The 20,853-nt window shown below is 55.9% G+C and carries 20 protein-coding genes and 1 pseudogene; 12 read left to right on the forward strand and 9 right to left on the reverse strand.

From position 1 onward, the window contains the following. The first annotated feature begins 79 nt into the window (after positions 1–79). Positions 80–703: a glutathione S-transferase family protein gene (locus ACN1CO_RS19190; protein WP_419140299.1), complete on the forward strand. Its 624-nt coding sequence runs from the start codon at positions 80–82 to the stop codon at positions 701–703. Here the strand turns inward: ACN1CO_RS19190 and ACN1CO_RS19195 are convergent. Beyond that, a complete protein-coding gene (locus ACN1CO_RS19195) occupies positions 670–2,157 on the reverse strand; it encodes a PLP-dependent aminotransferase family protein (RefSeq protein ID WP_419140300.1) in 1,488 nt (495 codons plus the stop codon). The genes ACN1CO_RS19190 and ACN1CO_RS19195 overlap by 34 nt on opposite strands. Before the next feature lie 134 nt (positions 2,158–2,291). Between ACN1CO_RS19195 and ACN1CO_RS19200 the strand changes: the two genes are divergently transcribed. Further along, the gene (locus ACN1CO_RS19200; RefSeq protein ID WP_283546788.1) at positions 2,292–2,879 is read left to right on the forward strand and encodes a LysE family translocator; all 588 of its coding nucleotides are present in this window, start codon (positions 2,292–2,294) and stop codon (positions 2,877–2,879) included. On the opposite strand, the gene ACN1CO_RS19205 is transcribed toward ACN1CO_RS19200, so the two are convergent. Both ACN1CO_RS19205 and ACN1CO_RS19210 read right to left on the reverse strand, forming a co-directional pair. Next, a complete protein-coding gene (locus ACN1CO_RS19205) occupies positions 2,876–5,260 on the reverse strand; it encodes a phosphoketolase (RefSeq protein ID WP_419140301.1) in 2,385 nt (794 codons plus the stop codon). The genes ACN1CO_RS19200 and ACN1CO_RS19205 overlap by 4 nt on opposite strands. A gap of 479 nt (positions 5,261–5,739) precedes the next feature. Continuing rightward, positions 5,740–6,033: a hypothetical protein gene (locus tag ACN1CO_RS19210; RefSeq protein WP_419140302.1), complete on the reverse strand. Its 294-nt coding sequence runs from the start codon at positions 6,031–6,033 to the stop codon at positions 5,740–5,742. A 279-nt stretch (positions 6,034–6,312) separates the two neighbouring features. On the opposite strand from ACN1CO_RS19210, the pseudogene ACN1CO_RS19215 reads away from it, so the two are divergent. Then, positions 6,313–6,390 (forward strand): annotated as a pseudogene (locus ACN1CO_RS19215) (IS3 family transposase); the annotation flags it as partial. 62 nt (positions 6,391–6,452) lie between these two features. Here ACN1CO_RS19215 and mqo read toward each other — a convergent pair. Beyond that, positions 6,453–8,069, reverse strand: a complete 1,617-nt coding sequence (gene mqo / locus ACN1CO_RS19220; protein ID WP_419140303.1) for a malate dehydrogenase (quinone) — start codon at positions 8,067–8,069, stop codon at positions 6,453–6,455. Between the two features lie 510 nt (positions 8,070–8,579). Further along, entirely contained in the window at positions 8,580–9,035 is a 456-nt protein-coding gene (locus ACN1CO_RS19225; RefSeq protein WP_419140304.1) for a carboxymuconolactone decarboxylase family protein, read from the reverse strand. Between the two features lie 59 nt (positions 9,036–9,094). Here ACN1CO_RS19225 and ACN1CO_RS19230 point away from each other — a divergent pair, with 59 nt between their 5' ends. After that, a complete protein-coding gene (locus ACN1CO_RS19230) occupies positions 9,095–10,531 on the forward strand; it encodes a PLP-dependent aminotransferase family protein (protein ID WP_419140305.1) in 1,437 nt (478 codons plus the stop codon). Here the strand turns inward: ACN1CO_RS19230 and ACN1CO_RS19235 are convergent. Beyond that, the gene (locus ACN1CO_RS19235; RefSeq protein ID WP_419140306.1) at positions 10,521–10,763 is read right to left on the reverse strand and encodes a DUF1158 domain-containing protein; all 243 of its coding nucleotides are present in this window, start codon (positions 10,761–10,763) and stop codon (positions 10,521–10,523) included. The two genes, ACN1CO_RS19230 and ACN1CO_RS19235, sit on opposite strands and share 11 nt — an antisense overlap. 316 nt (positions 10,764–11,079) lie before the next feature. Between ACN1CO_RS19235 and mntP the strand changes: the two genes are divergently transcribed. Both mntP and azuC read left to right on the forward strand, forming a co-directional pair. After that, the gene (gene mntP, locus ACN1CO_RS19240) at positions 11,080–11,655 is read left to right on the forward strand and encodes a manganese efflux pump MntP (RefSeq protein WP_003852038.1); all 576 of its coding nucleotides are present in this window, start codon (positions 11,080–11,082) and stop codon (positions 11,653–11,655) included. A 117-nt stretch (positions 11,656–11,772) separates the two neighbouring features. Next, positions 11,773–11,850 carry a stress response protein AzuC gene (azuC, locus tag ACN1CO_RS19245; RefSeq protein WP_419140458.1) on the forward strand — a complete coding sequence of 26 codons (78 nt, stop codon included), beginning with the start codon at positions 11,773–11,775 and terminating at the stop codon, positions 11,848–11,850. A 622-nt stretch (positions 11,851–12,472) separates the two neighbouring features. On the opposite strand, the gene ACN1CO_RS19250 is transcribed toward azuC, so the two are convergent. Next, positions 12,473–13,375, reverse strand: coding sequence for a LysR family transcriptional regulator (locus ACN1CO_RS19250; protein ID WP_419140307.1), 903 nt, complete (start codon positions 13,373–13,375; stop codon positions 12,473–12,475). A 128-nt stretch (positions 13,376–13,503) separates the two neighbouring features. Here ACN1CO_RS19250 and ACN1CO_RS19255 point away from each other — a divergent pair, with 128 nt between their 5' ends. From ACN1CO_RS19255 to ACN1CO_RS19275, 5 genes are all read left to right on the forward strand, one after another. Then, positions 13,504–13,767 (forward strand): DUF2798 domain-containing protein, encoded by a 264-nt coding sequence (locus tag ACN1CO_RS19255; RefSeq protein ID WP_419140308.1) that lies wholly within the window; start codon positions 13,504–13,506, stop codon positions 13,765–13,767. Positions 13,768–13,786: 19 nt separating this feature from the next. Then, complete coding sequence (locus ACN1CO_RS19260) at positions 13,787–14,077, forward strand: hypothetical protein (protein WP_419140309.1); 291 nt, start codon at positions 13,787–13,789, stop codon at positions 14,075–14,077. Between the two features lie 348 nt (positions 14,078–14,425). Beyond that, a complete protein-coding gene (gene cspA / locus ACN1CO_RS19265) occupies positions 14,426–14,638 on the forward strand; it encodes an RNA chaperone/antiterminator CspA (RefSeq protein WP_010253500.1) in 213 nt (70 codons plus the stop codon). Between the two features lie 295 nt (positions 14,639–14,933). After that, a complete protein-coding gene (locus ACN1CO_RS19270) occupies positions 14,934–15,845 on the forward strand; it encodes an alpha/beta fold hydrolase (protein ID WP_419140310.1) in 912 nt (303 codons plus the stop codon). Further along, on the forward strand, positions 15,838–17,229 hold the full coding sequence (locus tag ACN1CO_RS19275; protein ID WP_419140311.1) for a hypothetical protein: 1,392 nt from the start codon (positions 15,838–15,840) through the stop codon (positions 17,227–17,229). Before ACN1CO_RS19270 ends, ACN1CO_RS19275 begins: the two co-directional genes overlap by 8 nt. Positions 17,230–17,250: 21 nt before the next feature. On the opposite strand, the gene ACN1CO_RS19280 is transcribed toward ACN1CO_RS19275, so the two are convergent. Together ACN1CO_RS19280 and ACN1CO_RS19285 are read right to left on the reverse strand one after the other, a co-directional pair. After that, entirely contained in the window at positions 17,251–18,603 is a 1,353-nt protein-coding gene (locus ACN1CO_RS19280; RefSeq protein ID WP_419140312.1) for an MFS transporter, read from the reverse strand. A 170-nt stretch (positions 18,604–18,773) separates the two neighbouring features. Continuing rightward, complete coding sequence (locus ACN1CO_RS19285; RefSeq protein WP_419140313.1) at positions 18,774–19,676, reverse strand: FCD domain-containing protein; 903 nt, start codon at positions 19,674–19,676, stop codon at positions 18,774–18,776. A 137-nt stretch (positions 19,677–19,813) separates the two neighbouring features. Between ACN1CO_RS19285 and ACN1CO_RS19290 the strand changes: the two genes are divergently transcribed. Continuing rightward, positions 19,814–20,842: a zinc-binding alcohol dehydrogenase family protein gene (locus ACN1CO_RS19290; protein WP_419140314.1), complete on the forward strand. Its 1,029-nt coding sequence runs from the start codon at positions 19,814–19,816 to the stop codon at positions 20,840–20,842. The last annotated feature ends 11 nt before the right edge of the window (positions 20,843–20,853 follow it).

Raw genomic sequence — 20,853 nt, forward strand, 5'->3', positions numbered from 1 at the left:
GGCCTTTTCTCTGCCGGATGATTGCTTATAACAGCTAACAGCGTTATCAATAAGTTAAAGATTTTACCGGAGACTCTGAATGCTAACGATCCTGGGACGCGCCTCCTCAATCAACGTGCGCAAAGTATTATGGCTGTGTGACGAGCTTGACCTTGAGTTTGAGCGCGAAGAGTGGGGCGACGGCTTCCGCTCAACCCATCTGCCGGAATTCATGGCACTGAATCCGAATGCGATGGTGCCGGTTCTGAAAGATGATGACTTTGTGTTGTGGGAGTCCAATTCCATTCTGCGCTATCTGGCGAACGCCTATGGCGGCGAGTGGCTCTATCCAAACCATCCGCAGACGCGTGCGCCTGTCGATCAGTGGATAGACTGGCAAGCCACCGAACTCAACACCTCATGGCGCTATGCATTTATGTCGCTGGTGCGAAACTCCCCGGCGCATCAGGATCCGCGTCTGCTGGCCGCGGCCAGCAAAGGCTGGGCGCACACCATGAGCATTCTCAATCAGCAGCTGGAAAAAACCGGTCGCTACGTTGCCGGGCGTAATTTCACGCTGGCAGACATACCGATCGGTCTGGCAGTAAACCGCTGGTTTGAAACGCCGCTCGAACACCCCGACTATCCGGCTGTGCGCAATTATTACGAGCGCCTGACTGAACGTCGCGGCTATACCGTCTGGGGCCGCAACGGCACACCCTGAGGCTCGCCGCACGTCAGACCTGCCAGTTCACAGGCGATTTCACCCGCGCGCTGAATCGCCCGGGTGTAGCGCGCATCAAACGGATAGCAGCAGGAGAGACGCAGCGCATGGTTGTAGCGCTCACTCAGTGAATAGAGCGCGCCAGGCGTGACGCAAATCTGCTCCTGCAGCAGCCGATCAAACATCTCGGTCGTATTCACGCCGCCCGGTAGTTCGACCCAGAAAACGAAGCCACCGCGCGGCAGCGTTGCGCGCGTGCCCTCCGGAAAGTAGCGGGCGATAAGACCCCGCGCCTCATCCAGATTAGCCGCATAGCGACGGCGCAGCGTGCGCAGATGGTGGTCGTAACCGCCGGAAGCGAGAAACTCTGCCAGCGTTTCGGAGAGCAGGGCGGATTCGGCCATCGACGAGACCGCTTTCAGTCGGGCAATCGCATCATGAAAACGACCCGCGGCGGTCCAGCCAATACGGAAATCGGGTGCCACGGTTTTGGTGAAGCTGGTGCAGTAAATCACCCAGCCATCGCGATCAAAGGCTTTCACGGCGGGCGAGAGCGGCCAGTCGAACTGCAGTTCATCATACAGCCCATCTTCTATCAGCGGAACGTGGTAAGTATTCACTAACTTCGCCAGCCGCTTCTTATTCTCCAGCGACATGCCGCAGCCCAGCGGATTCTGCGCGCTGGGCATCGCAATCAGTGCCTTAATACGCTGCTCCTGCAGCAGCATCTCCAGCGCATCCAGCGACAGCCCATGCTGCGGGTCGGTGGGGATTTCCAGCGCCTTCAGGCCGAGCGAGGCCAGCAGCGGGAAGAGGAAGAAGTAGGTTGGCGACTCCAGCCCGACGCAGTCGCCGGGCTGCGTGACGGCACGAAGCGCCAGCTGAAGCGCCTCCATGCAGCCGTGGGTCAGGGTGATCTCATCGGCGGTGAGCGTCTGTCCGGCGTGCAGCGCCCGTCGCGCTATCTCCTCCCGTAAGCGCTCACTACCGGGCGGAAGCGCATAGCGCCCGATCATGTTGGGATGACGACGCAACAGTGAGGCGGTAATCCGGGCGATGCGCGCCGCCGGAAACAGCTCGCTGTCCTGCGGGCAGGCCAGCGAGATATTGGTGTAGTCCGGATGATTCTGCGCCGCAAACACCTTATCGATCAGGTCGAGCTTACCGCTGCTCGGGTCGCGGACCCGGGCCTTATGCTGACCGTGACGGGTGACGGCGGGCAACACGCCGCGCACGTAGTAGCCCGACTGGGGACGCGCCTCTATCAGCCCGCGATCTTCCAGCATCTGCCAGGCGTTCAGCACCGTATTGACGCTTACCTGATGTGACTGAGCAACGCGGCGGATTGCTGGCAGGCGTTTACCGGGTTTCAGCGTGCCCTGATGGATGGCCTCAGCGAAGCTGTCTGCCAGCTGCTGATAGAGCGGCTGATCGGAAGTGGGAGCAAGGGACACAGTAGCCTCCGGATTGGATGGGTACAATTGCTGTTAACAATAACTGTAACCATAACAATAGTGATTTTGTGTCACTGTTACCATCTCTTTCCCCGCCGTAGCATAGAACTCTGTCCACTTTCAGGAGAGCCACGATGCTCGATCCCTCTTTCTTCAGCTACGTTACCGTGATGTCGATTACGCCAGGCCCGAACAACCTGTTGCTGGCGACCTCCGGGGTCAATTTTGGCATGCGGCGCACCCTGCCGATGGTGTTCGGCATTCTGGTGGGCTGTGCGTTACAGACGGTGATTGCCGGGATGGCGCTAGAGGTGTTGCTGCACTGGATGGCGGCGATTCGCCTGCCGCTGACGCTGGCAGGCTGTACCTATCTGATGTGGTTATCCTGGAAAATCTTTCGCGCCGCCGCACCCGAAGCACGAACCCGTCCACAGCCGATGACGATGGTGGGGGGTGCCTGCTTCCAGGCGATCAATCCCAAGGCCTGGCTGATGGCCACCAATGTCGCGTTGCTTTATAGCGGCAGCAGCGGCGTGCTGACGGTGATGATCGGCTTTATGCTGCTCAATCTGCCCTGCATCCTGATCTGGGCTGCGCTGGGCGATCGCCTGCGCAGCCATCTGCAGATTGCCTGGAAGCGCCAGCTGTTTAACAGCCTGATGGCGCTGTCGCTGGTGGCGACCACCGTCTGGATGCTGACCGACGCGTTGCTGGCTGCTTAATCGGGCGCACCCGGTGCGGTGGCCGATGGCCATTTCCAGTTCTGCACCTCCGGCAAGTCTTCGCCATGCTCACGGACATAGCGATGATGTTCCGCAAGACGCTGCTGTAAATCCTCCAGCAGTTCCGGATGTGCATCGGCCAGCCCCGGTACGCGCAGAATCGCCTCCTGCGCCAGATGATAGCGGTCAAGCTCGTTCAGCACCGTCATATCAAATGGCGTGGTGGTGGTTCCCTCTTCATTGAAGCCGCGCACATGGAAGTTGCGGTGATTGGTACGGGAATAGGTCAGGCGATGTATCAGCGTCGGATAACCGTGGAAGGCAAAAATCACCGGTTTATCCTGGGTAAACAGCGCATCGAATTCCGTATCAGATTTGCCATGCGGATGCTTATCTTCCGGCTGCAGCGCCAGCAAATCGACCACGTTCACCACGCGGATGCGCAGTTCTGGCAGCATCTCGCGCAGCAGATCCACTGCCGCCATCGTCTCCATGGTCGGCACATCACCGGCACAGGCCATCACGACATCCGGCTGTTCATGCTCCGGCGTGGTGCCCGCCCAGCGCCACTCGCCCATACCCGCCTCACAATGTGTCACGGCGCTGGCCATATCCAGCCACTGCGGCGCAGGCTGTTTACCCGCCACAATCACATTGATCCGATCCCAGGTGCGCAGGCAGTGATCGCCCACCCACAGCAGCGTATTGGCATCGGGTGGCAGGTAGATGCGCACGATGTCCGCTTTCTTGTTGGCGACGTGATCGATAAAGCCCGGATCCTGATGGCTGTAGCCATTGTGGTCCTGCCGCCAGACGTGGGAAGAGAGCAGATAGTTCAGCGACGAGATCGGTTTACGCCAGCCCAGTTTACGCGACACTTTCAGCCACTTGGCGTGCTGGTTAAACATCGAATCGACGATGTGGATAAAAGCTTCATAGCAGTTGAACAGTCCGTGGCGGCCGGTCAGCAGATAGCCTTCAAGCCAGCCCTGACACTGATGCTCACTGAGGATTTCCATCACCCTGCCATCCCGCGCCAGCTGCTCATCATACGGCTCGATCCGTTCCAGCCAGGTGCGGCTGGTCACGTCGAAGACCGGCGTCAGGCGGTTAGAGGCGGTTTCATCCGGGCCAAATACGCGGAAATTATCGCGGTTACGCTGGAACAGCACGCTGAGATAGCGGCCAAGATGCTCGGTGGCCTGCGCCATCTCCGTACCTGGCTCGCTGACATCGCAGGCAAACTCCGCAGCCGCAGGCGTATCCAGCTCACGGCGCAGCAGGCCGCCATTGGCATAAGGTGAAGCGCCCATGCGTTTGTCGCCTTCCGGTGCCAGCGCCTGCAGTTCCGGCTTCAGCCGACCCTGTTCATCAAACAGGTCGTCAGGCTGATAGCTGCGCATCCATGTCTCAAGGATCTGGCGATGACCTTCATCTTCACGACAGGCTGCGACCGGCACCTGATGCGCCCGCCAGAAATCCTCCACTTTCTTGCCGTCAACCGTTTTGGGGCCGGTCCAGCCTTTGGGGCTGCGCAGGATAATCATCGGCCAGCGCGGCACGTCGGTGCTGGCGTTGCCGCTGCGTGCTTCGTGCTGATACTTAGCGATCTTACTGAAGGCGTTATCCAGTGCCTCCGCCATCAGCGGATGCATTTTTTCCGGTTCATGCCCGCAGACGAATATCGGCTCATAGCCGTAGCCGCTGAACAGCTGGTGGAGATCCTCATCGCTGCTGCGGCCCAGCAGCGTCGGGTTGGCAATCTTATAGCCATTCAGATGCAGAATCGGCAGCACCGCACCGTCACGTTCAGGGTTGAGGAATTTGATGCCGTGCCAGCTGGAGGCCAGCGGCCCGGTCTCCGCTTCACCGTCGCCAATCACGCATGGCACCACCAGATCGGGATTATCGAAGGCCGCACCAAAAGCATGGGAGAGCGAATAACCCAGCTCTCCGCCTTCATTAATTGAGCCGGGCGTTTCCGGTGCCGCGTGGCTGGGAATGCCGCCAGGAAACGAGAACTGTTTAAACAGGCGCTGCATGCCCGCCGCATCCTGAGAGATATGCGGATAAATTTCGCTGTAGCTGCCCTCCAGCCAGGTATTCGCCACCATGCCGGGTCCGCCGTGGCCTGGCCCGCAGATGTAAATCATATCCAGGTTCTGTTTGCGGATAACGCGGTTGAGGTGGGCGTAGATAAAATTCAGTCCGGGTGTGGTGCCCCAGTGACCCAGCAGACGCGGTTTGATGTGTTCTGGCTTGAGTGGCTCGCGCAACAGCGGGTTATCCATCAGGTAAATCTGTCCGACGGAGAGGTAGTTCGCTGCCCGCCAGTAGCGGTCGAGCAGGGTAAATTCGGGTGACGCAGGGGAGTAAGACATGCGGGTTCCTCCTGATCGTTCAGCTAAAAGATGCCTTAACCCTAATAGAGAATCCCCGGTACGACCAGGCAACCAGCCAATAAAAAAGGCCCCGTAACCGGATTGGCCGCCAAAGCTGTGCCCCCCGCAGAGTCATCTTTGAACCTATCCATTTATAAAAGCGAACCGACAAGCCTGAAAACGAAAAACCTGAGTCCAGTTGAATACCGAACTCAGGCCCTGAAGGCTCATTAATATAAGCTGTCCAATTTTATAGCGTTAGTCGATTAAGTAAGGATTCTTTAAGATAATATTTTAATTTCACAAGTAGCAATTTTATTTAACATATAGCTTGTAATTTATCAGGCCTATTAGTACTCCGGTTATCACTATTTTGATTGAGTCTTTTATCGTGGGTAAACCATCAATAAAATAGTCAATTAAAAATAATGCTAAAATCATTAGCAGCGTATTTAAAAAAACTTTGTGTACCGGTTTCATTACCACCAGCAGGTTAGTCCGTAAGTGAAAGCCGCGCCTGTCGCACCCGTAGCTGCTCCGGCAATCCATCCTGGCACCAGTCCGATTCCAGGAACGATTACGGCACCGCTCATCGAGCCCAGCACTCCTGAGGCTATTGCAGATTGAAACATATCTGTAGTTAAATCTTTTACATTACATTGATTAAACTTCGCAGTCATAATCTTAGCAATCTCCAGATTAACAGCTAATCTATAAGATTCTGCTCCGGCACCTGAGACATATTTTACTTCTAAAGTATTTAATCCTTTCATGGAAAATCCTTTTTTAAATAATGAGCCTGGAGAAAATAACAAAAGGACATATTCCTTAATGTGATGTAAAGCTCATATTTTTATCGTAATTTTACGATTAGCAGACAGGAAATTTAAAGCGCATGGAGTAATGCAAAGTATATTGCGAATATGATTCTGCACGGAAATTATTATTCAGGGACACAGCATCTGCACGCGGGACTCGGCGTGTTTATACCGCGATCAGTTTAACTGAATTGATAAGGTGAAGCGGGCGATCTGCGAATAGGTTCATGATGAAATAATGAGCGGATAAGCCTGAAACTGAAAGGCCTGAGTCCGGCTAAGTACCGGGCTCAGGCCCTGAAAGCGGCTTAATATAAACTGCCCGGATTGCTGGGGCAGTTCAGATGCAAAGCCTTCTGTTCTTCAGTGGCAAATTACTTGCCGACGACGAACGCGGTTTCCCGTCCTTCATCGTTGGCCGCCATCGGTGTGACCGGCGAATAGTCGAGCTGCAGAACACGGCTGGTTTCGGCTAACACTTTCTCTGTCAGCGCCACGTCGCCATTCAGCTTACGACCCCAGGATGGGACCACCGCACGGATTTTATTCTGCCATTCCGGCGAAGCCATCTGCTCAGGACAGACTTTGTGCAGCAGCTCCAGCATGATCGGTGCGGCCGTAGACGCGCCCGGCGAGGCACCCAGCAGCGCTGAAATCGTGCCATCCTGTGAAGCGACCACTTCGGTGCCCAGACGCAATACCGCGCCCTCTTTCTCATCTTTCTTGATGATCTGAACACGCTGACCGGCAGTCACTAAACGCCAGTCCTCCTGCTTCGCCTGCGGCACATAAGCACGCAGCGCGTCCATCCGGTCGCGATCGCTTTGCAGCACCTGATCCATCAGGTATTTCACCAGATCAAAACTTTTCAGGCCCACTTTGACCATCGGCAGCATATTGCTGCTGTTCAGCGAGGTGAACATATCCATCAGCGAACCCTGCTTCAGGAACTTAGTCGAGAAGGTGGCGAACGGGCCAAACAGCAGCACCTGCTTACCATCCAGCACGCGGGTATCGACGTGCGGCACGGACATCGGCGGCGCGCCGACGCTGGCTTTGCCGTAGACCTTGGCCATGTGCTGCGCAACGACCTGCGGGTTTTCCGTGACGAGGAATGAACCGCCCACCGGGAAACCGGCGTAACCGTTGGCTTCCGGAATGCCGGCCTTCTGCAGCAGCGGTAACGCCGCGCCGCCAGCACCGATGAAGATTTTGCCTGCGGTCAGCGTGCGACGGGTGCCGCTGTTCAGACACTGCAACGTCACCTGCCAGCGACCATCGGCCAGCTGTTTCAGCTCACGGACTTCCTGACGCAAACGCAGCTGGAAATTCGCTTTCTTCTCTAACGCGGCGATCAGCTGACGGGTGATTTCACCGAAGTTCACATCGGTGCCCATCTCTGTCCAGGTTGCGGCCACTTTCTGGCTACGGTCACGGCCATTCATCACCAGCGGGATCCAGCGGGCAATCTGCTGCGGATCTTCGGAGTAGGCCATGCCACGGAACAGAGTACTTTTCTGCAGTGCCGTGAAGCGCTTGCGCAGGAAGTCGACATTGTCGTCACCCCAGACAAAGCTCATGTGCGGCGTACTGTGAATAAAGCTTTTCGGGTTGCGCAGGTTGCCTTTCTGGACCTGATAAGCCCAGAACTGGCGGGAAATCTGGAACGATTCGTTGATCGTTACCGCTTTGGAGATGTCGATGCTGCCATCCGCCTGCTGAGGCGTATAGTTCAGCTCCGCCAGCGCCGCATGACCGGTGCCCGCGTTATTCCAGCCGTTGGATGACTCTTCGGCCACGCTATCGAGCCGCTCCACCATTTCGATGGACCAGTCTGGCTCTAAGTCCTGCAGCCATGCACCGAGGGTAGCGCTCATCACACCCGCACCAATCAGCAGCACATCAACGTCTTTGCGCTCCTGCGCGGTAGTAGTGGTGTCCTTTGCCATGGCACTCATCGCGAGCGCAAGGTTTACAGCTGAATTGCTCATGAGGCGACATCTCCTCTTCTGTTGACCTGAAGCCCAACAGTTTCGCAGGCGAAATAGTCACGCTTCTTACGAGCGCGTTGCGCTATTTCTCAAAGGTTAAGTCTCAGGTATAGGGTTAAGCGGTGATAACGCGTTAACTGAACGTTATGCTTAGTCATCCGAATATAACATTCTCGCATCTGAATTAAACATTAGTTTATTTTTTAAATGCAGAAATGATTCAGCATAAGAATTAATCATCACGATGCGTGGCGTATTAGCGGTTTTTTTGAGTGAAGTCAGTAAGTTAAGTAAATATGAATGTTGCGGAAAAGCCCCATGCTGGTGCAGGGTCGGAAAGGATGTGAACAGTGCGGAATTATTTAATTAGCTGAAATTTAGCGATTTATTATGCAGTAAGGAATAACAGGAATCGGAGTAAACGAGCCTGAACAGCCGCTTGTGTAAAAATAATGTTACATTTTTGTGAGTCTGAAAATGCGTGCGCACCGGCGCACGCATCGGATTCACTTATGACTGATTCGCGCTGGCAGGCAGCTTTTTCAGACTTATCGCTATGCGGTTATAGGTGTTCATCAGACCAATCGCGATGTTCAGATCGACAATCTCCTTTTCACTAAAGTGGGCTGTCAGTGCGTTATAGCAGTCGTCTGGCGCGCCCTGCTGAGCAATCAGCGTCAGGCATTCAGCCCAATGAAGAGCCGCCTTCTCTTTATCACTGAACAGCGTGTCGGATTCATGCCAGACCTGGGTCAGTACGATCTTATCCCAGCCCATGCCCGCTTTATTCAGCGCTTTGGTATGCATATCAATGCAGTAGGCACAGCCGTTAATCTGCGATATGCGCAGGAACAGCAGTTCCAGTAAAGTGAGCGGCAGATCGGTTTGTGCCAGATAACTGTAAACGCCGCCCAGCGCTTTCATGCCTGCCGGTGCTGCACTGTGAAAATCGATACGTTCGCTCATCTTATTGCCTCATTCAGGGTTGATAAGGCGATTTTCGGCCTTTCAATGGAGCAGATAAAGTGCCAAAAAATGAGAGTCTGACTGGTCCATCGCCGCTTTCTGTGCTGACACTGCAGCGCGGAACGTCCCGCGGTCTTAGCGAACAGCTGCGGCAGCTGATTGAACAGGCGATTGGTGAAGGACGCTTACAGCCCGGCTCGCGTCTGCCCTCCTGCCGCGATCTGGCGGCGCAGCTCGGCGTGGCGCGTGGCACCGTTCGTGCCAGCTATGACATGCTGGTGGATAGTCAGTTTCTACAGGCCAGAGGCGCGGCGGGCACCTTCGTCAGCTCATTGCCGCCGTTAAAACCCGCCAGCGCCAGTGCTGAACGTCTGCTGCTGGAGGGTATAGAGGAGTATGACGCGCCACCGCTAACCTTTCAGATGGGCATTCCGGCCAGCGATGCGTTCCCGGCTAAAGTCTGGCTGCGCATCCTCCAGCGTCAGGCGCGCATGCAGGTCAGCAGACCGGCCAGCTATCCCGATCCGCGCGGTAGCTTAGCGCTGCGTCAGGCGCTGGTGGCCTACCTGGCGGTGGCGCGTGGCCTGCGCTGTCAGGCCGACCAGATCATTATTACCAGCGGCTATGCGGGCGCGATGGGACTGATTAAGCTGGCGATGGATTTTCAGGGCAAAAAGGCCTGGCTGGAAGATCCCGGATTCTGGGTGGCACGTCGCGCGGTTGAAGCACTACGCGTCACGCCGGTTGCCGTGCCGGTTGATGCCGAAGGATTGCAGGTGGAGGCCGGAATTGCCCGCGCGCCGGAGGCCGCTTTCGCGCTGGTTACACCGGGACAGCAGGCACCGCTTGGCATGACGATGAGCCTCGCACGCCGCCATGAATTGCTGAACTGGGCCAGCCGCGAGCAGCGCTGGATTATTGAAGATGACTATCTCGGCGAGCTTCAGCCCGGCAATCGTGCGGCTCCGGCACTGGCAGCACTCGACAGCGAAGGGCGGGTATTGCACATCGGCACCTTCAGTAAGACGCTGACGCCGCAACTTCGGCTCGGATTTATGGTGGTTCCACCCGCGCTGACGGCGCGCTTCGGGGAGGTCTGCGCGTTACTTTCGCCAGCGTCCTCAGGATTGCTGCACAACACGGTGGCGGAGTTTCTGCGGGAAGGTCACTTTATGCGGCATCTGCGGCGCATGAAGCGCGTCTATCATGAGCGACTGGAACAGATGATCGCGGCGCTCCATCCTCACTTTCCCGACCTGCAACGCGCCGGGCTGGCGGTGATTGTCCGCTTACCTGCCGGTTCTCCGGATGAGCTGATTGCGCAGCAGGCGGTGGAGTGGGGCATGGCGCCGTCGCCGCTGTCGATCTGGTATCAGCAGGCCGATCAGCGCGGTGCGGGTCTGGTGCTGGGGGCGGCACATCTGCCGCGTGAAGGTTATGCGCGCAGCGCCGAACGACTAAAAGCGCTGGTCGATGCGCAGTCGGTCAGCCCCTGAACCAGCGACGCCAGACAAAGCGGATAACAAAAAACTCCAGTGTGCCTAGCAGCAAAAACCAGACGCAAAATACCACCGTGTAGAGCTGATTCAGATCCTGCAAATGGAACATCTGCAACAGATGCTGCGCCACGGTCACGCTAAAGGCGGGCGCGGGCAGCAGCAGCGCCGAGAGAAAACCCAGCAGCAAAATGCCGCCAGGCACAATCAACGTCTCAAAAGGGTTATTCATAACCGGTATCCTTTATTTATCAGCCCGGCATTTTCCGGTAATCGGCGACCCGGTTCAATGGCGGCGTGCGGCAATACGCACATCAGGCGTGCTGCAGGGCAAACTAAAGGGTCAGAAAACGCTTTAACACCATCGACTTAGCGTGTTTCATAGCGAATGATAAGAGTTATAGCCTTTGCTATACTTAAAGCCCTGATTTTACTGTCTTTTTATCTTTGCCTTTGCGTGGTAGACTGCGCCCACTTTTTCATAACTGAACACTTTGTGTGGTGGATTCAGCGTGAATTGTCGCTTTTTCGCCCCAGGTGAATAAATCATGACCTTTATTGCCACTTTAATTCTTGCGCTGGGTATGTCGATGGACGCGTTTGCTGCTGCGCTGGGCAAAGGTGCCACATTGCATCGTCCTGGTTTTAAAGAAGCGCTGCGTACCGGTCTGATCTTCGGCTCTATTGAAGCACTGACCCCACTGATTGGCTGGGCACTTGGCCTGGCTGCCAGCCGTTACATCATGGCGTGGGATCACTGGGTTGCCTTCACCCTGCTGGCGTTTCTGGGTGGCCGTATGATGATGGAAGGTTTCCGTCAGACAGCCGTCGCAGAGCCCTGCGAGGCTCCGCAAAGTCATGGCTTTATGGTGCTGGCGACCACCGCCGTTGCGACAAGTCTGGATGCGCTGGCGGTCGGTGTCGGTCTGGCTTTCCTGCAGGTGAATATCATCACCACCGCGCTGACCATTGGTGCCGCCACCACGGTGATGGCGACGACCGGCGTATTAGTCGGGCGCTTTATCGGTCCGGTTTTGGGCAAATGGGCAGAAGTGCTGGGTGGCGTGGTTTTAATCGCCGTCGGCTCCACCATTCTGTTGCAGCATCTCGGCTATACCGCCTAGGGCTTTTGCACATAAAAGCGGCATTTTTGTGATCTGGTTCAAATTTATTTGCTGTTAAAACGCACAGAGGCTATACTTTTTCGGTATATCTTCAACTAAATTTGAATCAGGTATTCCATGAAACGCATTCTTAAATACGTGTTCCGCGCTTACGTAGAGACGTTCAAACACGTACCGCCGGGTGCCATGTACTAAGCACCCCGCAGGAAACCCTCGATAATCGCGGTCAGGGATCGACCTGTGATTATCACCTTCTCTGTTTTGCTGCTTTTGCTTCTGCTGATTTAAACCCGCGTTTTGGCACTTCTGGTGCATCTTTTTTGCTCCTCCTCCTCTCCTTCTGATTTTCCCGCTATGCGCCACTTTGTACCAGAAACAGGAGTTGCTGCAGTGATCTAATTTGCCTGGGAGATTTCCGGATGCCAGACAAAATGGCGGCATACTTTAAACCGGGAATAAGTACTTTCAATGCGCCACGGGATTGCCTGTGCTGAAGCTAAGATTCACGGTTAACCCTGATAATTCTTCCTGAATATTTCAATCTCCGGGTATAAAACCTGAAATTCGCTTAATAGTGGGATCAGGATACTGTGCGCCAGCATTATTCATGAGGACAGCGCAGTTAAAGCGCCTGACAGCATTAAAGATGAAGAAGCCTCTACACTTCCCATCGCTGCACTTACGGTATGGTACTCGCTAATGGATATCGGCAATCTGCAGCCCGGTCAGACCGTGCTCGCACAGGGAACCGGTGGTGTATCGGTTCTCGCTGCTCAGATAGTGCGGACAATTTTCGCCCGGCAAAAACGCTCCTGTCTTAAATCGCATCTGTCAAAAATTCAATAAATGTCCGCACTTTCGAATTCAGTGCCGAACGTTCGGTGACACAGGCATAGATAGTCATTGGCAGGGACTCAATGGTGCTCTCGCCACTGTGACCTGACCAGGACAAAGGCCTTAGCAGACCACTGTCTATCAGTGGCTGAGCAACAAAGCTTGCCAGACGGGCAATGCCGCCGCCGTTTACGGCTATCTTTGCAATAATATCAATATCATCGCTGATAAAACTGGGATTAAGTTTTGCATTAACAGGCTGTCCGTTGACCATAAACGTCCATGGCAGAAACCGTCTGTCGGTGGGATAGCGGAAAACCAGACAGGCGTGCTGGCTAAGTTCTCCAGGAGTCTGAGGAGTGCCCGCGCGATCAAGGTAAGCGGGAGCCGCACAAAATATAAAGGGTAACGATGCGATTTTTCTGGCGATCAGTTGATCATTCAGCTGTGCTTCGATGCGGATACTGACATCGACGCCTTCCAGGCGATGATCGACATTGCGATCGGTACTGATCAGTTCAATATCTATATCGGGAAAAGACGCTTTGAAAGCGGGCATAAGGGGAGCCAGAACGTATCGGCCAAACGCGGCTGTTGTGGCGATACAAAGTGGCCCCTGTGGTTTGGTTTCATTGGCAGCAGCCTGCGAGGCGAGTTCGATATCATGTGGGATGTGACGGACTTTCTCGAAATAGCGTTTACCGTTTTCCGTTAAGGTCATGCTGCGGGTGGTGCGCGATAGCAGTCTCACGCCCAGATGCGCTTCAAGACGGGAAAGACTCTGGCTGACTGCTGCCGGACTCATACCTTTAGTGCGTGCCGCTGCTGCAATACTGCCGTTTTCCACCACGCGGATAAAAGTGCTAATCAGCCCTAAAATGTCCATCTTGTCCTCAACCGTTAATTCGTCACTTTTACTTAATAATGATTAAAGCATAACCGCTCTACAACCCCCCTCGTAAGCTTGTTAAGTTAGCCGCTGTTTTATCTACTTTTGTTAAACAGGATATTCAGATGACTGATGCTACAACAAAAAAAACCTTGGTAAACCGACTGCCGGTGCGCTCGGCACCTTACATATTTGCACTTTATATGGCGATCATCATGGCGTTCCTGATGAGTCTGGTCATCACATTATCCGAATTCGGAATAGGGCCTCATTACATGACAAATGTGATGAATGCTTACCAGGTCGCCATGCCAGCGGCTTTCTTTTGCATACTGGTTGTCCGCCCTGTTGTTATCCGGCTCGTGGGATTGACCGTTCACGGTCACTGAGACAGTCAGCATTCCCATTATGGGTGCCCGGGTAAGGTGTAGCCCGCTTCTCGCTCATCCAACAGGCGGCTTCTGCGCCAGAATGGTGGCGGGTGGCAAACCTCCAGCATTTCAGATGCAGGGTGAGGGCGGGCTGATCGTTCAGATACTGACCTGTATCAGGATGAAGATACCGAAGAGCCGGGCGTTCGACATGCAACAGATAAAGCTCACAGATGAAGAGAGCGAGGAAACCCCTTGGCTGGCCGTGCGGAAATTTTTACGCGATGTCACATTACTGGCTCTGTTTATTGTTAAGCATCAACGTTAAATCGGCACCATTGTTATGACGGGATTAGCCTGCTGTTCCTCTTCGCACACCGCGTAGCTGAAGCGCTCCCTGAGCAGTCAAAATATAATGGCCATTCAGCCATCTGAGCGTTTAAATGGTTAAAATAAATAAACACATGCCTTGCTAAATTATTATCGCTATGTCTTAATGCGTCATCGGTTTGGAACACAGACCTTATGAAAGCAGTTTTAGTAAAGTAGTCTTCAGTTCAAGTGTTATCCACAGATATCCTTCTTCGAAAGCCTCCTCCTAAGTGCCCAATAAGTAAATCTCGAACTACAGGCCATCTTCGCCGCTCTTAGTGGCTAATCGATTAAGGAAATATCTATGTCTAACAAAATGACTGGTTTAGTAAAATGGTTTAATTCAGATAAAGGTTTTGGCTTTATCACTCCCGATGATGGCAGCAAAGATGTATTCGTGCATTTCTCTGCTATCCAGGGTGATAACTACAAAACGCTTGATGAAGGTCAGAAAGTCTCCTTCACCATTGAAAATGGCGCTAAAGGCCCTGCAGCTGGCAACGTCACAGCGCTGTAAGCCGCGCTCATTATCAGCGACGCTTACAATAGCGATGAAGACATAAGTCTGAGCAGATAAGTTCTGCTGATAATAAAATAAACCCGCCCGGTGCGGGTTTTTTATTGCCTGAAATTCGTATTGTCTCTTGCCCTCCCGCTTACACCAGACAGATTCCCCGCCAGAGTTCATCACCCGCAACGCCCGCTTCTTGTTATGCGAAACCCCATACTTTTTCACACCATCACGCGGATAACCCGCCTCCTGTCCGATCCCGTCCTACACTGAATTATTCTCCCCAAACCAGGAGCAGCGGATGATCCAGAAGCATCGACGAAAACAGGCAGCGATTGTGGCAGGCGTGGGATTAGGCGTAGCGGCTACGCTTTGGGGTATGAAACGCTGGCAGGAACTGAAGCAGACGCCACCGGTGTCACCGCGCAGTCATCATGCCGGTCTTGCCGGTTACTTCCAGCAGGTGGGCGACTGGCGCATGTTTACCCGCGTCACGCCCAATGAGGATCAGGGACTGCCAGTGGTGCTGGTTCACGGTCTGGTGATGTCGGGCCGGGCGATGGAGCCATTGGCACTGGCGCTGGGGCGCGACTATCACGTGCTGGTGCCGGATCTGCCCGGTTTTGGTGCCAGCACACTGCCACCTTCCGCACCCATCATGACGGTCGATCAGCAGGCGGACGCGCTCTGGCTGTGGCTGCAGCACAACGGTTTTCAGCGTGCCATCTGGGTGGGCAACGCTTTTGGCTGCCAGATTCTGGCCGCGCTGGCGGTAAAATATCCGCAGGCGGTGGCGGGGCTGGTGCTGCAGGGACCGACGGTGGATCGCCATGCGCGCAGCCTGACACGGCAGCTGTGGCGTAACTGGCGCAACACCGGACTGGAGGCGCATCGTTCGCCGGGTTCGCTGGCGCGCATCGACTATGCCAAAGCGGGGCTGTGGCGCGCGTTTGGTACGCTGCGCGTCATGATGCGCGACCACATTGAGCATCGCCTCACTTACATCAACGCACCGACGTTACTGCTGCGTGGCTCGCGCGATCCGATCTGCCCGGCGCGCTGGCTGGATGAGCTTGCCGCATTGATGCCGCGCAGCGAACGCCTGACCCTGCGCGACGGCACCCATACGCTGCACTACGTCTATCCGTGGAGTTTCTGCAACGCCATCCGCCCCTTCCTGGCGCGCATTCAGCAGGAGAATCAGCATGAGTAAACCGCCCAAGGGCATCGCCCGTTTTGACTCTGCCGCCGCCATGCTCCTGGCGCTGGCGAATGCGCTGCACGATCGCCCCTTTGCCAGTCCGAGCCAGTCCCCGACGCTCGACCGGCTGCTGCCCTCGCTGAATCGTCTGCCGACCGGGCTGCGTGAGTGGGGCTACGCGCTGGGCGGCATGGCCGAGGGCATCAGCCTGCGCCAGGCGGGAGAGCTGGATATAGAAGGCATCGCGGAATGGATGGTGAGTGAGTATCCACAGCAGGATTATCCGGCGGCCTTTATCGGCTCATCGAACGGCGCGCTGGTGCATCTGGCGTCAGCGATGAACGTGCCATGGTTGCCGCAAACCTTCCTTTGTCCGGTACGCGCCGCCAGCAACGATCCCGATGATGCCGAGGCGAGTTTTGAACAGGGCAAAGAGGTGGCCGCCGCGCTGCTGGCCGCCTGGCCACGGCTGGCGGTTCACCATATGCACGACCCGAATCAGGATCGCCTGATGCTCGATCAGATGAGTTATTTCCGGCTGAAACTGCGCGAACTGCCGCTGGCCTTTAACGAATTTCTGATGGGGAGCCTGCCCGCGGGTTCTACACTGTTTATCAACCACTGTACCCAGCAGTGGCCGGTGACGCGCACCAGCGATCGCTCGTTCTTTCAGTTCGGCGCGCCGGGCGGGGCCAGCGAAAAAGAGTTTATGCAGGGCGGTCCTCGCGTGGCGGAATATCTGGCGCGCTATGGCGTTGATCGGGAGCGCTGGACACCGCCAGCCATCACCGATCGCGTGCCGGAAGCGGAGTGGGGACTGGATGGCTATCTGATCGCGCCACTGAAAAAGCTGGCCGAAGCGCAGAACTGGAAGCTGATGGAGATTCGCTATGAAGACCCGGAAGCGATGAGTTATGTGGTAGCGGAGATCTACCGCGACTGGTATCTGGCGGCAGGGATTTTACCGACCCGGTTAACGGTGGACAGCTTCCTGCTGATGGATCCATGGTGCACGCAGCAGCAGCAGTCGATTCCGTTCTGGCTAAGCTTCAGCAGTGAATCCTCGGCTTTAGCGCTGCAACGCTTCCTCGAAAAACAGCCACCGTTCCGCAACATCGACATGATGCTCTTTTCTCACGGCACCGACAGTATCGGGCTGGCGGAGATTGATCGCTGGCGGGGACTGTTGTCCCATGCGCGTGATGAGGGGGTCTTAATCGGCGTAGATGAAGAGCGATACCCGCGTGACTTTGCGACGTTTGCCCGCTTCGACTCGGCGCTGCGTGAACGGGCACCGCTGTTGCCACCGCCACCCGCGCTGAGCGCGGAGAAGGTGATGACGGGTATTCAGCGTTACGGTGCGAAACATGGGGTCACTCTGACGACGCTGACGTAAACGCCGCGCCGTCAGCCGTGATTATTCGCCGTCGGTGATTGGCTGGCGCACCAGCAGCAGGTAGGCGAGTGCGCCAACCAGTGTCACGCAGGCACAAATCATCAGCGCCAGGCTGAACGATTTGGTGGTGTCGAGCACCCAGCCGGTGATGACTGGCGCGAACGAGGCGAAGATAAAGCTGGCGAAGTTCTGGATGCTGCCGACAGAGGCGGTCATGCGGGCAGTCACGTTGGCGTGAATCAGTCCCCAGCACGACGTGCCAGCAAAGTGGATACAGAACAGCGCCATGCCAATCAGCGTCACGGCGCTGGTGGTATCGGTCGCGCGGGTCACCACGGCGGTGAATCCGGCGGACAGCAGCATCCCGCTGACGATGCACACTTTGCGGGTTTTCACCGCGTTAAAGCCACGACGCACCAGCGAGTCGACCACATAGCCATTCAGCAGCATACCCGCCGCACCAAACAGGAACGGAATCGCCGCCAGCAGGCCGGTGCTTTTCAGATCGAGGTGATAGGTGGACTGCAGGTAGCCCGGCAGCCAGGCGATGTAGAGCCAGGCGGTATAGTTAATGCCGCTGAAGCCAATCATCATGCCCCACATGGTGCGCTGCTTAAACAGGCCGCGCCACTCTTTGAAGCTGATCGGCTCTTTACGCGACGCCACGCTGCCCGCCTGCAGATAGTGGATCTCTTCGGCGCTCAGGGTGTTGTTGTCGCGGTCGCGGTAAATCATATACCAGCCGATAGCGAGGAACATCCCGAGGATACCGATGGTGACAAACATGCCACGCCAGCCCATCACCAGCATCATCGCGGCCAGAATCGGCGGCGCTACCGACAGCCCAATCATCGAAGCCGCATTGAACATTCCCATCGGCATGCCGCGATCTTTAATGTTGAACCAGTCGTTGATGACTTTCACGCCGCACGGGTTCATCGGCGCTTCACCAATCCCGAGGCCGATGCGCACCAGGATGAACTGGGTGAAGTTATGCACCAGACCAGAAGCGGCCTGGAACAGCGACCAGATGAACATGCCGATACCGAGCATAATGCGCGGCCCTTTGCGATCCAGCAGCGCGCCGCACGGCAGCTGCGCCAGACCGTATGCCAGCGAAAAGGCGGAGAGCAGGAAGCCGATTTCGGTGGCGTTCAGCCCCATCTCATCGCGGATGGTCATATTCGCGACCGACAGCGAGCTGCGATCCAGATAGTTGATGATGGCCGCAAACAGCAACAGCAGCATCGCCGTAATCTGCACCTTGCGGATGCGCGGTGAACGTACCACGTCGCTGCGCATTGGCACGAAATCCTGGTCTGGTGGCGTGTCGCCGGTCACGCTGTCGCGGCCGGTTACTGAGGTCTTTTCCATTGCACTCTCCCGAAACTGGGTACTTATCGTTATGGTGAGAAGGGGTCTGCGCGCAGCGGCAAAAGGCCGCCGTGACGTTGCAGTCGAGACTAAGAGCAAAGGGTTAAGGATGTTGCAAAGATGTTTCTGAATCGTGCGGGAGCTAATGCTTTGTGGTTTTTAATCGGTTTTTAATTGTACTGACCGATTGAGCGTACCATCGAGGTTTTGGCGGTCGCCAGATGGTTATGTAATGCACAGAGCGCGTCGATGTCCTGACGGCCAATCAGAGCGGTCAGAATCGCCATGTGCTCCTCCAGCGCCACGATATTGCGCTGCTTGAGATCGCTTTCATCCCACTGATAATGCGAGTGAAAGATCACCGAGATAATCTCCAGCGACTGATTGAAAAAGGGATTGTTGGCGGCGGATAAAATTAGCGAATGCATCTGGCGGTCCAGCGCAGCAAAGTGGCGATAGTTGCTGGCGATGGTGTCGCGCATCGATCGGTGACGATCCAGCAGATCCCGCGCCTGAACCCAGCGCTCATCGCTGCCGGGCAGATTCAGGAAGCGGCTCAGGGCGTGGGTTTCCAGCATCTCGCGCAGTTCAAACAGCTTTTCGGCGTAGTCCTGCGTAAATTTTTTCATGCGCCACTGGCCGCGTTTCACCGGCTCCAGCAGGTCATAGCGCATAAAGCGCAGCAGAAATTCGCGCACTACCACCGGACTGACTTTCACCTGCTGCGCCAGTTGCAGCTCGCTGAAGGTATCGCCAGGCACCAGCTGCCGCTGGTTAATCATATTAAAAAACATCTGCTCGAAGTGGCTGGCCTGCTGCTCAATCGGCGGCGTTAAGGCGCTAAAACTGTCATCTTCGCGGGGATCGCGCACGATAACGTAGGTTTGATCGACTTTATCCAGTACGCCGCACTGATGCAGATAGTGCAGGGTATGGCGCACCGTGGTGCGGCTGATATTGAACATCTCGGCCAGTGCAGCCTGCGGGGGAAGGGGCGAACGAATGTGACGCTGAGCAATACTCTCCAGCATCTGGTTGATGACGTTCTGACGCAAATTCTGGCTGCGGCTCATCGGACTCTCCGGTTTTTTATGCATTAAAAACCATTCAAAGCCCAAAAAAATCGCCGTGCTTCACAGTTCCCGCAAACGAACGCCGCGCAGCGAGCAGGATTCGCCATAACTGCCTGCAGGACAACCGGAGAATCACCATGACAACAATGAAAGCACTGGTCATCGCTGAACCACGTAAGATGGTCTGGGCCACCCGCGACACACCCGAGCCTGCCGCTGGCGAGGCGCTGATTAAAATTCTTACCGCCGGGATCTGCGGCACTGACATTCACGCCTGGTCCGGCAATCAGCCGTTCTTCAGCTATCCACGGGTGCTGGGCCATGAAATCTGTGCCGAAGTGGTGGCGCTGGGCAGTGGCGCAAAGGGCTTTCAGCCAGGCCAGCGGGTCGCATTAATGCCCTACATCTCCTGCCTGCGCTGCGACGCCTGCCAGAGCGGCAAGACCAACTGCTGTGAGCAGATCTCGGTGATTGGCGTGCATCAGGATGGCGGTTTCTGCGACTACTTAAGCGTACCGGTCAGCACGCTGCTGGCGGTGGATGACGTCGCACCGGAAGCAGCCGCGCTGATTGAGCCGTTTGCCATCAGCGCCCATGCGGTGCGTCGTGCCGGAATTGTGGCGGATGAGCAGGTGCTGGTGGTGGGTGCCGGACCGATTGGACTGGGTGTTGCCGCTATTGCCGCCGCCAGCGGCGCACAGGTGGTGGTGGCAGATACCAGTGAATTCCGTCGCCAGCATGTCGCTGACCAGCTCGGGCTGGCGGCACTGAATCCGGCTGATGAGGCATTTTACAGCGCGCTGCGTGAGCAGTTTGGTGGCCGTCTGGCGCTGAAAGTGATCGATGCCACCGGCAGCCCGGCGGCGATGAACAATGCGGTCAACCTGATGCGGCACGGCGGCACGATTGTCTATGTCGGCCTGCATAAAGGCGATCTGGTCATCCCGGACAGTGAATTCCACAAAAAAGAGACCACGCTGATGGGCAGCCGTAACGCCACCCGCGAAGATTTCGACCGGGTGAGTGCGCTGATGGCCAGCGGCAAGCTGCGCGCCGAAATGATGCTGAATCACCATCTGGCTTTCTCCACGCTGGATGAAACCTTCGAGGCGCAAATCATCAACAACCGCGAGCTGATCAAAGGCGTAATTCACTTCGACCAGTAACGCGGTCAGCC

This window comes from Pantoea sp. R13S299 (assembly GCF_048515925.1).
Lineage (GTDB): Bacteria > Pseudomonadota > Gammaproteobacteria > Enterobacterales > Enterobacteriaceae > Pantoea.